This is a genomic window from Neobacillus sp. D3-1R (genome assembly GCF_052180215.1).
GTDB lineage: Bacteria > Bacillota > Bacilli > Bacillales > Cytobacillaceae > Pseudoneobacillus.
Window position 1 is genome coordinate 3,969,560 of record NZ_CP197471.1, and the last position, 13,656, is coordinate 3,983,215.

A 13,656-nucleotide genomic window follows, 5' to 3' on the forward strand; every position below is an offset into this window, starting at 1 on the left:
CGATCACACCGCTTCTTGTTTTCTTCTAATATATTTAGATAGTAGCATGAATACGATAAAAAAGAAGAATAGAATGAGAAAATTTTTCCAATCTGGAGCTCCTCCACTAATAATCTGCCAAGCACCATTTCCATAGTTAAAGGATGGCAGCCACTTTCCGACATTTTGCATAAAAATTGGCATCACTTCTAGCGGCATCCACATGCCACCTGCAATCGCCAGCATCATGTAAATCAAATTACTCACCCCAGAAGCGGTCTCCACTTTTCTCATCGTCCCGATCACAGTACCAAGCGCAAGAAAAGGAATCGAACCAAGTAAAATCCACAGTCCGCTCTCCATCCATTGAACAGGAGTGAGCGAAACATCATTGATGATAGCCCCTGCTGAAAAAATAACGATAATCGATAGCACATGGACCAGACTTTGCCCGACCATTTGCGCCACAAAATAGACGGTATCAGAAAGCGGAGTGATTCTCATAAACTTTGACCATCCTTGTGAACTTTCTTGCACTTTACGAATACCAAGGGTCATAATCGAGGAACCCATTACACTAAAAGTCGTCATCGACATTAAATAGTGCGCTTGCCATAGAGCTTTGTCCGGCAAATCTCCATTGACCACATTGGTAAAAATATAATAGAAAAGAATGGGCATCATCACTGACCAAAAAACAAAATAGCGATTTCGTAATACCCTAAGAATCTCGTATTTGCACTGCATCAAAAATATTTTCATAGCTTACATAACCTCCTTATGCTCAACAAACAATTGTTCAAAGGCTTCTTCTAATTTTCCACCTTCAACCCGAATGTCACTGACACCTAGCTTTTCACTAAACAAAACCTCTAGTACCTTATCCGTGTTTTCAGTATGAACGACCACACGATCATTTTTTCGATAAATCGAGTCAATCATTGGATGACGGTATAAGTTTTCCAACGACTTTTCAGGTGATACCGTGAACGTTACCGACTTCTTGCTGATTCTCTTTTTGATTTCAGCCGGTGTACCGTCTTCAATGATTTCTCCATTTTTAAAAAGAAGAACGCGTTCGGCGACATCATCTGCTTCCTGGATATAATGAGTCGTAAAGATAATCGTTTTCCCTTGTTCCGCAAGCAAATGGACCGTTTGCCAGAAACGATTGCGCGAGTGCAGATCCATTCCGACCGTCGGCTCATCAAAAATAATCAAATCCGGATTACCCGCCAATGCTAAAGCAAAGCTTAAGCGCCGTTTTTGCCCTCCAGACAATTTTTCAGCCATTGACTTCATGTCCTGTGGCGTCAATCTTGTTATTTCAATGAGATCTTCTAAAGGTAATGGATCGGGGTAGTAATTACGAATCATATGGAGCAATTCCTTTACCGTTAATCCGGGCATGACACTCACTTCCTGAAGCATCGTTCCCACCTTTTCGCGGACACTTTTTTCATGGGGGAGTCTCCCAAATAAAGTGACATTACCCTGGCTAGGTTTTAACAATCCTAAAATCATCGAAATCATCGTTGTCTTTCCTGCCCCATTTGGTCCAAGAATCGCGACAACCTCGCCTTTTTGAATTGAAAAGCTTATATTTTTTACGGCTATTTTATCTTTAAACGTTTTCGTTACGTTCTTAACACTCACCACTTCAGTCATTATCACTCAACACCTCCTGATTTCTTAAGTTCATTTTATAATCTAGAAGTTTCCATTTTTAATAAGGAGTGTCATGAGTTCGAGGTGACATTTGTCATATATTAGGGGTAAAGCAGAGGGACGGTTCTCATGCTTCATGAAGCATGAGAACCGTCCCTCTGTTTCACAGAACCAAATCTGCCTTTCCTATAGGCTCTTCTGTTTTTAAATAGTAATCTTCCGCTTTCCAGTATCTGTTTTGAAACTTGGTTAGGTTTTGTTGAGTTTCCTTGGATTCACGTAGAAACCTTGAGTCTCTCGGGCAATCGAGATAAACCACAAAATCAAAGTAATCCCTCCACTCTTTACGTTGAAGGAACACCCCTTCGATCACAATGATACCTTCTTTTGGTAACTGAACCGTTTGTATCGTTTGCGTATCCGTGTCGGCTTGGTAAAAGGGCAGTGACAGTTCAGCATGGGAGCTTAATTTTTCAAAAAAGCACTCACGTAACCCGTTCACATCCCACTGTAGTGAATAATATTCGAACCACTCTTCATACCCGGTATGATAACGTTTGCTTCGCTCTTCGATATGGTCGTCGATATGAAAAATATGATAGGGAGTATTTGTTTCATCCCAATATTTACCTAGCTCTTTGACGAGAGTGGTTTTTCCCGAACGGCTTAAGCCGTCGATAGCTAGTATGAGACGTTTTCCTTTTTCAAACTTAGGAATTTTAGTTACTATATCCACTTTTCTTACCTCTTTCAATTATTGAGCCCCGGTATCCCCTTCTTCGGAAAGATGAAATATGACCCGTTCCTTCCTTACTCTCACTTTGTTATTCTGTCGTGGCAGGAAGGATTGTTTTAATCATCGCAAAAAGATACTCATCATTTGCGATTTTCTCTGATTGACGAAAAGTGATTTCAAACAAATCCCCTTGGATCGGCACAATGATTTTCACTATTTTTTCTTGTTCGTTTGACGCTTGGAGAATGACCGCATTTTGATAAAATTTATCATTTAATCTTGATTTGTCCTCCTTCACACTTCCATAGATTTTCACAAAATCATCTTTTCCCTTATCAACAATTGGTTGCTGATCCTCTTTCCCGTGATTTTTAATCTCCATCTTTTCTTCATCAGAGTCAGCATTCCAAACAACATCCAGCCCCTTTACAGAGTCCGAATTGGCTCCAAACCCTGGCAACAAATACAATTGCAAGTTTTGTAGATCACTTTTATACAAAGTACCAGGATATGTCCTTTGTTCCCCATTATCCATATAGATAATATCTTTCGTTTCAGCTTCATCAGCAGGATTGACATCTTCGTCTTCTTTAGAAGTTGTATTCGTGTTTTCGTTTTCAGTTTGGGTTGATTCTACTTCGTTAGAGTTTATATCGATACTTCCATTTTCACTTTTAATTGGATCTGTTTTATTTGAGTTTGTATTAGTACTTTCATTACCTGGATCAACTTGTTTAGATACATCATTCTCGTTTCCACACCCTGCTGTTATAAAAAGCATCATGAGAGTGGCAATGATAAGTTTCCATTTCATTTGTGACTCACCTCTTAATGATATTTAGCAGCGCTCGAACATACGCTACTAAACCATTAGTCGAAAGATAACGAAATTGGTATCAATTTTCGGGGAAGTTTTTAGCCCAAATGTGGAAAGATGATTTGTTTTCCTTATACAACAAGGAGTAAACACCTTATGTGAAAATGAAGCACGAGAACCGTCCCCATGCTTCACAATCATTTCATTTGTAAAAAAATTTCCAATTTACTCTTTATAGTTTGCATAATATCCCATCATAATATGGAATAATATTTCTTGATAGGAGGAGTATCATTGGAACAACCTAAATTACTTACAGCTGCTGAAATTTCAAACCTTTGGAATACATATATTAATGATGAATTAGCTCTATATGTCCTTTCGTATTTTAATCATAAGGTGAAAGATACGGAAATTAAGACTGTCCTCGAAACTGGTATCGAAATCGCTAAAAATCATATAGATAAAATCAAAAATATTTTTGAAAAAGAAAATATGGCTATTCCACAGGGATTTGGTGAAGAAGATGTGGTCATGGATGCACCAGCGTTATTTGCAGATACTTTTTATTTAGACTATATCAAGCAGGTTTGTCGAACTGGATTAACCGCCCATGGCCTTGGCCTTACACTTGCCGTAAGGGATGATGTTAGAAAGTTATACGAAGAAAACGTTCATGAAGCCATCCAGTTAGATAACCTTGTAACCAATACATTGTTAAAGAAAGGTTTGTATATACGAGCGCCTCATATTGAAAAATTAAAAGAAGTAGACTTTGTAGACGATAAAAAATTCTTAGGGACACTCTTTGGAAAACAACGTCCGTTATTAGCTTTGGAAGTCACCCATTTATATGGGAATATGCAAGCTAATTCATTACGTAAGGCACTTACAATTGCGTTCAGCCAGGTGGCAAAGTCTAAGGAAATTCGTCAATATATGGTTCGCGGCCGAGATATTGCCAGTAAACATCTGGATCTATTACAGAACATTTTAGATGAAAGTCACTTAAAAGCCCCATTGACTTGGAACGACACGGTAACAGATTCAACGGTAGCTCCTTTTTCAGATAAATTAATGATGTTTCATATTGGAGCCGTTACGGCGATTGCTATTGCTGATTATGGTGCCGCCATTTCAACCAGTTTGAGAATGGATGAAACGGTATCTTATTCTCGTCTCGCTTCAGAACTTTTATTATATGCAAAAGATGGTGCAGACTTGATGATTGAAAACGGATGGATGGAAAGACCTCCACAAGCAAGCGACCGGGATAAGTTAAGTGAATAAGGACAGTTTTTAAGGTGCATAAGCTGGTGGCGTGCACCTTTTTGTTTGCCTAAATGTCAATGGATAACCAATCCCGCATTCCCATTTTCCCCTTTTCCGTAACCGATAATGCTCGTGTCTTTGGCTGGCGAGCAACCCACCCTAAGTCTATGAACCTTTCAAGGATGGCAAGTCCCAGTGAACCCGCGATATGATGACGTCTTTCACTCCAATCTAAACATTTATGGCAAAAAGACCGTCTCTTCTTCTTTATTTCTTTTAGGTTTACACTAAACTTTTCTAAAAATTTTTCTCCTTTAGTAGTGAGTGAAAATTCACGATCCAGATAGCCCTTTTGGATGAAGGCATCTGCTATTTGAACACCAACGAAACCCGCAATATGGTCATAGCAGGTTCTTGCATATCTTACTGCCGCATCCTCCCTAGACTGTCTGAGGGATTTAATTTTTGCTGGTGGAGAAAGAGTTAATAAGGTTTCCATTGCTTTCGCAACCTCTTGATTCTCGATCCCGAAGTATCGGTGTCTCCCTTGTTTTTCAGCGACAATGATATTCTGCTCCATTAGCTTACTAAGATGGTAGCTGGTGGTTTGTGGTTTAACCCCTATTAACATAGATAACTCACTCGCCGTATGAAATCTTCCGTCTAGGAGAACCGTTAAAATAGCCGCCCTGGACGGGTCACCAATTAATAAAGCCGTATTTGCCACCTGTTGACCGATGCTCATTTTATATGCCTCCTTTATTTGTAATCCATACTTCGATGATAGTGGAAATGTTTATATTTTACAATAAAGTTAGAAAACGGCTAAAGGAGAGTATTTAAATGTTAATCCAACCAAAAATTCTGTACTACGGTACACCTGTTATTTTACTTACTACCCTAAATGAGGATGGCAGTACGAATATCAGTCCACTGTCTTCCTCGTGGAGTTTAGGCGATGTTTTAGTTTTAGGAATCGGTCTTGGCGGCAAAGCGATGGAGAATTTGGAACGGCACCCGGAATGTGTCATCAATATTCCGGATTCCTCTTTATGGGAAAATGTAGAAAGGTTAGCTTCCTTTACAGGTAAGGAAGAGGTGCCTGATTATAAAAAGCAACTAGGATTTACGTTTACGAAGGATAAATATGCGGCAGGCCAGCTGACACCTGTAGATTCTCTGGAGGTCGCGCCTTGCAGGATCGAGGAATGTCCGATACAAATTGAAGCGCGCGTGCAACATATTCGAATTCCTGATTATTCACCTTTTTTTGGAATCGTTGAGGTTCAATCGGTTCTTGTTCATGCGCATGAGGAGATCGTTTTGAACGAAAATCACATAAATCCGCAAAAATGGAGCCCACTCATCTATAATTTCCGTCATTATTTTGGTCTGGGACCTGAATTAGGGAAAACATTTCGGTCTGAAACGTAAAAAAGGCAGGATTTCCTGCCTTTTTTGCTTCCAAAAAGAGGTAGCTTTGGTTTATACACTTAAGATATCTGACTAATTTCGTTATATATCTGACTGTTTCTAGAATATATCTGACCTTTTTAACAATATATCTGACTAAAATGAAGATATTACTAACTTTGTCACAAATTACACCCTATATTCTTCCAAAAATTCATTCAGGACTACACACGCGATTGAGTTATCCGACTTTTTGAGCCGTGTTTCCGACTTTGTCACCGAGTTATCCGACTTTTTTGGAGAGATATCCGTCTAAAACCGGATTGTTTCCGACTTTGTCACATTTACCACCTATTTTTGAAGCACTACCCCCGTGGAAGTGACTTGTTATTAAAAAAGACCTGTATTAACTTTCTCCCTATTCCTGCGATCATAATAATAATGGCTGCGATGAGGAGGATATTGTAGCTATGAGTAATTAAGATGATAATGAATAGTCCAATTGGTAAAAGTAAATAGACAATGTATTTTGTTCTAGGAGAAGCTTTTACTACAGTAAAAGGAAGTACTAATATCCCTACAATTAAAATAAAGATAATGATTTGTAAAAGAGTAAACAACCTACCACTTCCCTTCTAGAACTTATTCTTCCCAAAACTTAACTAGTATATAATCAAAAAGGGAAGCCACTCAATAAGGCTTCCCTTTTTTTGTAACCTACCCTCAAATTCACACGTCTAATGTTAAAAAAGGAGGTCATGTATATGAAGTTCTTATTCTCCATGATGGCAATCGTATTACTTTTAAGTGGTTGCTCGGAGCTGCCACATTACAAAAAATGTGCATGCGGTGATACGGTTGAACCGCAAAGTCCCGAGAATGCTTAAAGCTTATGCCCCCATCATTTCATTTTTTCCAGATTGATTTTTCGAAAACAATCGAAAAATCCCAACTTTTTCTTTGCTGACCATTCCTAGGTGCCTCGTTTGAAAATAGGCCCTCAAGCCCTCACCTAAAAGATTAAAGGTCATTAGTGTATAGGTAATTAAGCCGGCTGCATAAAACGGAATCCAAGGGGCATCGCGTATGTCATCTAAAATATTGGAAAGATGAGCTGACCAGATCAGAGAGGTATTCCTAATTTCGTAATACGCATGACCTGGGATCCCTCCTTCAATCTGAACAAATTCCTGAGAAACAAAAATAGAAAAAATTCCAAGCTGACCGATGAGAAAGAGAATTTTCCCAAAATGCAACACAAAGGTTAAGATGATTTGTGGCATCAGTTCCGGTAAATAATAGCGTTTGAACATGCCAAAACCTGAGTTCCCCGAAACAATACCAGAATGAACAACCGGTGATTGATTATAAATGTCAATTTGCTGTTTAAAAATATCAGCAATTTTCCCAATCTCTAAAATCGCAATAATAACGACAAAATAGATAGAACGGTGACTCGAAAACATAAAGAGCGGAATATTGGTAATGAGAATAATAACAAACAAATTAGGAACACGTGAAAATAAATAGTTCCAAGCTACCAATACTTGATACACGATTCTACTTTTCGTTGCCCCTACCCCAAACGGAACAGCCAGCAGGAAACAAAAACAAGTAATAATCAAAATCGTAACCATCGTCTCTTTCGCCCCAATAATAAGGACGCTTACATAATCTCTTCCCTTACGATCCGAACCTAATAAAAAATCATCAGATGGCGGAAAGGGCGGTGCCAAAATCTCCTTTTGATTTTTCAAAAAGGGAATTCCCTCCAAGTCATGATCGACAAATGGTAGATACGGACCAACGATTGTGATAAATAGTAAACTCAAGAACATCGTCATACCAATGATTAATGTTTTATTTCGCATCGTTATTCTCCCCTCTTCATAGGGATGAGAAAATAGTTAAGAAGTTGATGAATCCATAAGCTGACAAGGATTAAAGACATAAATCCAAATGAAAAGCCTATAATGGTCGGGATTTCGACGGGAAAATGAGAGCCGGCCGAATAAATCGTTTTAATTTGAAGGGCATCCATCAATCTTTTTCCTGCCCCCCGATAGAACGTTAAGTACTCTACAATGATTGAGCTTGATATAATCGTGAGCATCACGGTTAAAAACTGACTTAATATTTTGGGCCAACAATTTTTTAAAATATGTACATACAAAATAACCCGGCTCGAGATCCCTTTTGCATGAGCCGTTCGAATGTAATCTCTCCCCTCTTGCTCTGCAATCGCAGATGAGGTAATCCGGGCAATATAAGATAAAGGGTACAGAGATAGGAAAAAGATCGGTAGCAGGACATTATACCATTTGTCATACCCATAAAGGTCGATATATGGAAAGCCTTGTCTGATCAGATACAAAATCCCCAATTGTACCGTAATAATGAAAAAGAATTCTGGAATGGATTGCATAAACCAGGTTGATCCATTTCCGATAAAATTTTTTATCCCACGGGAATGTTGATAATCATAAATCCCTTTCAAAACCCCCAAAAGGTAGGAAAGAAATAAGGCTGGAAAAATGATCGAAAGAGATCTCTTCATATAATGGACGAGCTCTTGTTCAACAGGGACTTCAATTTTTGAGATGCCAAAACTCTTCGTTTCCCAAACTTGAGTCGCATAGTTTTTTATATTATTTTCATACGAATCCCACGAAAAAGTAAATGTCGCTGCATCCGTACTCCCCACTCTTTTATAACTGACCTCTCTTGGAATGAGGACAATAGCGATTAAAATCAATGTGACGAGTAGCCAGATGATAAAACTTCCGACTAGATTTAGTAGAATCTTCATTTCTAGTAACCTCCGAGTCTCTCTTTTGTTAATGGAGTAAAGTCCTAATCGATATATAATAGACTTATTTGCTTACTAAAAGGTTACACTATTCCCAATTTTCTTACAAAAGTTATTTTACTATTTTTTTAAAAAATATCTTTGTCATTTCTTATGGTAATTCCTAGAATAACTTTTATAAAATTATTCCAAAAACATTATGATATATAGGTAAAAAAGTTTAGATTAGCCTCTTTTCTGCTAATATTTCTACACGAATAGACCTATACAAAATAACCAATAATACTACCACGGAACTATAAGTTATTCTACAAAAATATTTTGACAATATTCGACTTTCTTATTATTATAGTAGAAGAATAAAAGGAGGTTGTCTGATGACTGACTTAAATAAACAGAAAATTGTAGAAAGTGTCCCTCAAAAAGGATTCTTTGGACATCCAAAGGGATTATTTACTCTTTTCTTCACTGAATTTTGGGAGCGTTTCTCTTACTATGGAATGAGAGCAATCCTTGTATTCTACATGTATTATAAGGTTAAAGATGGCGGATTAGGCATCGATGAAACGTTAGCTCTTTCCATCATGTCTATTTACGGATCATTGGTTTATATGTCCGGTATTATTGGTGGTTGGTTAGCGGACCGTATTTTCGGGACATCCAAAGCCGTGTTCTACGGTGGTATCTTAATCATGCTTGGTCATATTGCGTTGGCAATTCCCGGAAGCGTTTCCATGTTCTTCATTTCCATGGTTCTGATCGTTCTCGGAACCGGGTTATTGAAACCTAACGTTTCGACTATAGTAGGTGAAATGTACAGCGAAGAAGATAATCGTCGTGACGCAGGATTTACGATTTTCTACATGGGTATCAACTTAGGCGGATTCTTAGCACCATTAATTGTTGGTTCTATTTCGGACAACTATAATTTCCATTATGGATTTGCTATTGCGGCTATCGGTATGTTCTTAGGACTTGTGATGTTCGTTTTAACAAAGAAAAAGAACTTAGGTCTAGCTGGAGCGACCGTTCCAAATCCATTATCACCATCTGAAAAGAAAAAAACCTTCACTTGGATAGGTTTAGGAATTGCAGCAGTAGCCATTCTATGTGCTGTTCTAATTCCAGCAGGGCTATTAACATTTGCTAGCTTTATTAACATTGTTACCATTCTTGCTCTTGTCATTCCGACTATGTATTTTATCGTGATGTATCGCAGTCCGAAAACAACGGCTGTGGAACGTTCACGTATTATCGCTTATATTCCATTATTTATTGCATCAGTGATGTTCTGGGCGATTCAAGAGCAAGGTTCAACCATTCTTGCAAGCTACGCGGACAAGCGTACACAATTAGACTTTGCTGGTCTTCATATTTCACCAGCTTGGTTCCAATCCTTAAACCCATTATTCATTATCATCTTTGCTCCAATTTTTGCATGGGTGTGGGTAAAATTAGGAAAACGTCAGCCGACGATTCCACAAAAGTTCTCATTATCTTTATTATTCTCAGGGGTTTCCTTCCTAGTGATTCTATTACCAGGGTACCTTGGTGGAACAGATTCATTGGTAAACCCATTATGGTTAGTTCTTAGTTATTTAATTTGTGTATTTGGTGAGTTGTTATTATCACCTGTTGGTCTATCAGCTACAACAAAATTAGCACCAGCAGCATTCTCTGCACAAACAATGAGCTTATGGTTCTTATCAAGTGCAGCAGCACAAGCACTGAACGCACAAGTCGTGAAATTCTACACACCAGAAACCGAAACAGCCTACTTCGGTATCATTGGTGGAGCATCCATCGTATTAGGGATTATTTTATTGGCCTTATCTCCAAAAATTCAATCCTATATGAAAGGGATTCGCTAATATATGGCGCTCTAGACCCGTATGTTTATGGTGTTGAAAATGATAATTCGCACTTGAAATAACAACTTAAATCCAAATTAAAAGAGCCGTCGATTTCATGTTGGAAATCACGGCTCTTTTTTGGGGCTAGAAAAAGAGATGTCTATTATCTAAATATAGATGGTAGGTCGGATAAATGTTTTCTCTTATATTTATCGGACACAGGGTACGCTATTTTGGTCAACGAAAAAAGAGCCTTCGATATTCGAAGGCTTCCTTTTTATCTGTATGTATCCATACTATCGATAGCTTTATCTTTGGTTAAATTATTTATGCTAATTTTATTTTCTAACCATAAATTTTCTAAATATAATGGATTAGGCATTCATCTAGACCCTTCTTAGAATCAGAGAATAGTATAGGAAAAATAACTAAAAAGGAGATTTCTGTATGCACTTTTATGTACCATCCCTTTATTTTTATCCTATAGAACCCAAGCAAAGTCAAAGAAATATCATTTATAAAGATAGAGCTTCAACTTCAGATCAAGTGAGTAGAATCCTTTTGAATTTGGACCAAATTCAAAAAAAAATATATTTCATCGAAAAGAAGGTAAGTGAACTTGAACAGCAGCACAAAAGATTCATGTAAAGCATTCCAAATATTTACCAACCCCCCCTTAAAATAAATAAAAGCTGAAAGCGTCTAAAACTTTCAGCTAAAGTACTGGGCTACAAATGTAGTTTTGCAGTCTTAGCACTTACTCCTTTAATACATGCAGATAGTTCTGCCCCTTTTTCACGACCTAATCACGATATAATCACCATTTTTCAATTGAACCGTATCAGCTTTCATCGCTTTGGCGATATCTTGGACCATTAGCTTTTGTTCTTCTTCATTTTCCGCTAATAAGGCAAGAGCGTTCCCTCCTAAATATCGCCCCTTTTTTAACGTAACATAGGCAAGGATTTCGTAAGCTGGTTTGATCGATGATTCACGTCCCATCTGTTACTCCCTCCCCACTAGATTTGTATCCATCACCTTATGGCTTTTTTTCGTACTTTCAAGCAGTGGGGTCTTTTTCACCGCTTCTATTAACCGGTCGATATCATTTATTATCGGGACAAGCGTAATGACGACTCTTCCCTTTTCATAATCTTTACGGGAAAAATGATAACGTTTAACGCCGATCGCTCTTGTTGCTTCAAATAAGGCTGCTTGCCGCTGTCCATAGTTATCAAGTGAAATTCGAAAATGCACTTCATTCGGATAAATGACGACGGCAATCCCTTCATTCTGATAAAGCTTTTGGGCGTTCTCTGAGCCTAGTTGATTGGAGACATATAGCCCGTCCACAAATAACTCCGACCCTTTTACCTCTACCTTTCCAGGTTTCACTTGGGCAATGTCCCCGATTGTTTTTCCTTTTGAAAATCTTTTTAAAAGATAAAGAACAATCAATCCAACGATGGCACCAGCGATGACATTGACCCATTGACGATCGTTATCGACAAGTTGAATGGTTAAAGCAGTTGCTAAAGAGACAATAAGTGAAAAATAATTTCTTGCCTCGAAGGTTTTAGCAATGCCATCAATATAAGCGTCCCCTTGATAGGCGTATTCCGTATTTTCTAAGTCTTTAAGACTTTCTCTCTCTGACTTTCGAACATCTCTAAACTGTTGAATGGCTAATGTTAGAAAAGTGACGGCCACAAAGTTTTTCGTCATTAAGGCTGGAATGGCTACCGCCCCTAGAGCAGCTGCAACAAACCCCGTAATTAGATGAATTAAATATCCATTTGGATAACTGGGATACTGGCGAAAATCTTCTTTAATCGTTAAAAAACGTGCCAATGTTCCAATGATAATCGCTGTTACAATCATGACAATATGTTCCGTAGAAATGGCTCCACCCTTCATATTCCGCCTCCTTTTCCTTTATTTTTACTAGTATTGGCAATTGGCTGTAAAAGTATAAAAAACCATTGCAGTTCGCAATGGTTTTATAGATTACGTATACATTAACTTTGTGATCATACCGCCTGGTGTTTTTCCATTATTAGTTTGATGAAAGGTTTTGGCACCATTGATCGGGAATATACCAGGGTTCATCGACATAAATTCAATATCCATTCTTTGTCCCGAAGCAACATTGATTGTATCATCATACCAGTTATACCGCGGGAATCCGTTCACATGAACTACCTGAAAATCATGTCCATGAACATGCATCGAATGGGATCCACTTGATTTATTAATAAATCGGATCCGGATTTTTTCCCCGTATTTGGTCCGTAATGGCTCTGTGTCAGGCAAGGATTTCCCATTAATCGTGAAAAAATTGGGGTTTATATCGAATTTTTTAGGCTTGAATGTTCCAGGAGTTATCTCACCCAGCTTATCTTGAGGAATCTCCCACTGCTGTAAAAATAGAACATAATCTCGATAAGGCATGAACTGATTTTCCGGGCTATCTTCTTTAGGTAAAACGACAAATGGTCCCGATAACCCCTGAGCAATTTGTGCAGGATCTGAGGCGTGGTAAAAAAAGGTTCCTGCCTGCCAGGCTTTAAATTGATACACATAGGACTGACCTGGCTTGATCGAAGGAGTAGGTTCAATTTCAGGGACACCGTCTTGTGAAACAGGCTTTGATAGACCATGTACATGCATGGCTGTAGGTTTATCTAATCGATTTTCCACCTCGATTTGCACCATTTCCCCTTGCCGAAAAACAAGCAATGGTCCAGGAATCATTCCGTTAAAACCTAAACCCTCTATATTCACATCATCCACAATCTGATGCTTAGCTGGTTGGGCAATCAATTTATAATAACGAGTATTTCCTGCTAATTGGTACTCCCCTTTTGTTCCATTAGGCATGACAAGTCTATCTTCCCAACTCATAAAATCCCCCCTCCTAACCTTCTATGTTTGATAATATGTTAGGAAAATCTTGAGTATGAGCGGACCATAAAGATAGAAGTTCCATCATTTCTTAGACATTCCATCCTTTAATTGCATTTTTCACTAATTTTTTCCCAATACTAAAAAAATACATTTTTAAAAATGAATTTCAATGCCTGAATATTCTATGGTCATCATTCGGCCT

15 protein-coding genes are annotated in these 13,656 nt (G+C 38.2%); 4 read left to right on the forward strand and 11 right to left on the reverse strand.

The features are described 5' to 3' along the window. Positions 1-3: 3 nt before the first annotated feature. The 4 genes from ACSBPO_RS20215 to ACSBPO_RS20230 form a co-directional block, all read right to left on the reverse strand. Positions 4-741 carry an ABC transporter permease gene (locus ACSBPO_RS20215; RefSeq protein WP_442596495.1) on the reverse strand — a complete coding sequence of 246 codons (738 nt, stop codon included), beginning with the start codon at positions 739-741 and terminating at the stop codon, positions 4-6. 3 nt (positions 742-744) lie between these two features. Beyond that, positions 745-1,647, reverse strand: coding sequence for an ABC transporter ATP-binding protein (locus ACSBPO_RS20220; RefSeq protein ID WP_442596497.1), 903 nt, complete (start codon positions 1,645-1,647; stop codon positions 745-747). A 163-nt stretch (positions 1,648-1,810) separates the two neighbouring features. Then, positions 1,811-2,383 (reverse strand): kinase, encoded by a 573-nt coding sequence (locus ACSBPO_RS20225; protein ID WP_442596499.1) that lies wholly within the window; start codon positions 2,381-2,383, stop codon positions 1,811-1,813. An 88-nt stretch (positions 2,384-2,471) separates the two neighbouring features. Then, positions 2,472-3,197, reverse strand: a complete 726-nt coding sequence (locus ACSBPO_RS20230) for a hypothetical protein (RefSeq protein ID WP_442596501.1) — start codon at positions 3,195-3,197, stop codon at positions 2,472-2,474. A gap of 297 nt (positions 3,198-3,494) precedes the next feature. On the opposite strand from ACSBPO_RS20230, the gene ACSBPO_RS20235 reads away from it, so the two are divergent. Then, entirely contained in the window at positions 3,495-4,490 is a 996-nt protein-coding gene (locus ACSBPO_RS20235) for a DUF3231 family protein (RefSeq protein WP_442596503.1), read from the forward strand. 49 nt (positions 4,491-4,539) lie between these two features. On the opposite strand, the gene ACSBPO_RS20240 is transcribed toward ACSBPO_RS20235, so the two are convergent. After that, a complete protein-coding gene (locus ACSBPO_RS20240; RefSeq protein ID WP_442596505.1) occupies positions 4,540-5,217 on the reverse strand; it encodes an ArsR/SmtB family transcription factor in 678 nt (225 codons plus the stop codon). Positions 5,218-5,315: 98 nt separating this feature from the next. On the opposite strand from ACSBPO_RS20240, the gene ACSBPO_RS20245 reads away from it, so the two are divergent. Beyond that, positions 5,316-5,906 (forward strand): flavin reductase family protein, encoded by a 591-nt coding sequence (locus ACSBPO_RS20245; RefSeq protein WP_442596507.1) that lies wholly within the window; start codon positions 5,316-5,318, stop codon positions 5,904-5,906. A gap of 344 nt (positions 5,907-6,250) precedes the next feature. Here the strand turns inward: ACSBPO_RS20245 and ACSBPO_RS20250 are convergent, their stop codons facing one another. After that, positions 6,251-6,505: a hypothetical protein gene (locus ACSBPO_RS20250; RefSeq protein ID WP_442596509.1), complete on the reverse strand. Its 255-nt coding sequence runs from the start codon at positions 6,503-6,505 to the stop codon at positions 6,251-6,253. Positions 6,506-6,649: 144 nt separating this feature from the next. Here ACSBPO_RS20250 and ACSBPO_RS20255 point away from each other — a divergent pair, with 144 nt between their 5' ends. After that, on the forward strand, positions 6,650-6,772 hold the full coding sequence (locus tag ACSBPO_RS20255; RefSeq protein WP_442596511.1) for a hypothetical protein: 123 nt from the start codon (positions 6,650-6,652) through the stop codon (positions 6,770-6,772). 3 nt (positions 6,773-6,775) lie between these two features. Here ACSBPO_RS20255 and ACSBPO_RS20260 read toward each other — a convergent pair whose 3' ends face one another. Together ACSBPO_RS20260 and ACSBPO_RS20265 are read right to left on the reverse strand one after the other, a co-directional pair. Further along, on the reverse strand, positions 6,776-7,756 hold the full coding sequence (locus ACSBPO_RS20260; protein WP_442596512.1) for a peptide ABC transporter permease: 981 nt from the start codon (positions 7,754-7,756) through the stop codon (positions 6,776-6,778). A 2-nt stretch (positions 7,757-7,758) separates the two neighbouring features. Then, on the reverse strand, positions 7,759-8,694 hold the full coding sequence (locus tag ACSBPO_RS20265) for an ABC transporter permease subunit (protein ID WP_442596516.1): 936 nt from the start codon (positions 8,692-8,694) through the stop codon (positions 7,759-7,761). Between the two features lie 377 nt (positions 8,695-9,071). Between ACSBPO_RS20265 and ACSBPO_RS20270 the strand changes: the two genes are divergently transcribed. Further along, positions 9,072-10,565 (forward strand): peptide MFS transporter, encoded by a 1,494-nt coding sequence (locus tag ACSBPO_RS20270; protein ID WP_442596518.1) that lies wholly within the window; start codon positions 9,072-9,074, stop codon positions 10,563-10,565. Positions 10,566-11,342: 777 nt separating this feature from the next. Here ACSBPO_RS20270 and ACSBPO_RS20275 read toward each other — a convergent pair. The 3 genes from ACSBPO_RS20275 to ACSBPO_RS20285 form a co-directional block, all read right to left on the reverse strand. After that, entirely contained in the window at positions 11,343-11,549 is a 207-nt protein-coding gene (locus tag ACSBPO_RS20275) for a capping complex subunit for YIEGIA (protein ID WP_442596519.1), read from the reverse strand. 3 nt (positions 11,550-11,552) lie between these two features. Continuing rightward, entirely contained in the window at positions 11,553-12,464 is a 912-nt protein-coding gene (locus tag ACSBPO_RS20280; RefSeq protein ID WP_442596520.1) for a YIEGIA family protein, read from the reverse strand. A gap of 90 nt (positions 12,465-12,554) precedes the next feature. Next, positions 12,555-13,451 (reverse strand): multicopper oxidase family protein, encoded by an 897-nt coding sequence (locus tag ACSBPO_RS20285; protein WP_442596521.1) that lies wholly within the window; start codon positions 13,449-13,451, stop codon positions 12,555-12,557. Positions 13,452-13,656: the final 205 nt, after the last annotated feature.